Annotated in this window: 1 protein-coding gene; it reads left to right on the forward strand. The window is 54.5% G+C overall.

The genetic code is table 11. The features are described 5' to 3' along the window. Positions 1-67 precede the first annotated feature (67 nt). Positions 68-1,188, forward strand: a protein-coding gene (locus SPL01S_RS24985) for an IS3 family transposase (protein WP_111738532.1) whose coding sequence is annotated in 2 segments (ribosomal slippage) — positions 68-326 and positions 326-1,188 — 1,122 coding nt in all. Because the reading frame shifts where the segments join, the coding sequence is not laid out codon by codon here. Positions 1,189-1,216 lie beyond the last annotated feature (28 nt).

Here is a 1,216-nt window from a genome sequence, read left to right on the forward strand (position 1 = left end):
TTGCTCCCCGTTGATTAGTACACCCCGATGTTAATAATGTCTTCATAAGCCACATGAGGACATCCCCATGAAGAAGCGTTTTTCCGACCAACAGATCATCAGTATTCTCCGCGAGGCTGAAGCCGGGGTTTCTGCCCGTGAACTCTGCCGCAAGCATGCCATTTCCGACGCCACATTTTACACCTGGCGTAAGAAGTATGGCGGTATGGAGGTGCCTGAGGTTAAGCGCCTGAAGTCGCTTGAGGAAGAGAACGCCAGACTCAAGAAGCTGCTTGCCGAAGCCATGCTGGATAAGGAGGCGCTACAGGTGGCTCTTGGGCGAAAGTACTGACGACAGACCAGAAGCGGGAAGCTGTGGTGTTGATGTGTGATGCGACCGGTCTGTCGCAACGTCGAGCCTGCAGACTCACAGGTTTGTCCCTGTCGACCTGCCGCTATGACGCTCATCGTTCAGTTGCTGATGCGCATTTATCAGGGCGCATCACTGAGCTGGCACTGGAGCGCAGGCGTTTTGGCTACCGCCGCATCTGGCAGTTACTACGCCGTGAAGGCCTTCATGTTAATCACAAGCGCGTGTACCGCCTTTATCATCTGAGCGGACTAGGTGTAAAACACAGACGACGTCGTAAAGGGCTAGCAATAGAACGTCTGCCGCTGCTCCGCCCGGCGGCGCCCAACCTGACCTGGTCGATGGATTTCGTCATGGACGCGCTGGCCACCGGTCGCAGGATCAAGTGCCTGACCTGTGTGGACGACTTCACGAAGGAGTGTCTGACAATTACCATCGCATTCGGGATTTCAGGCGCTCAGGTCACGCGTATTCTGGACAGCATTGCACTGTTTCGAGGCTATCCGGCGACGATAAGAACTGACCAGGGGCCGGAGTTCACCTGCAGAGCACTTGACCAGTGGGCTTACGAGCATGGCGTGGAGCTGCGGCTTATCCAGCCCGGCAAGCCGACACAGAACGGATTTATTGAGAGTTTTAACGGACGCTTTCGCGATGAATGCCTGAATGAACACTGGTTCAGCGACGTCAGTCATGCCAGGAAAACTATCAGTGAATGGCGTCAGGATTATAACGAGTGCCGCCCGTACTCCACGCTGAATTATCAGACGCCGTCTGAATTTGCGGCGGGTTGGAGAAAGGGTAATTCTGATAGTGAAGGATCCGACATTACTAACTGAGCGTTGTATCTAATCCTGGGGGCAGGTC

This window comes from Serratia plymuthica NBRC 102599, assembly GCF_001590925.1.
Lineage (GTDB): Bacteria > Pseudomonadota > Gammaproteobacteria > Enterobacterales > Enterobacteriaceae > Serratia > Serratia plymuthica.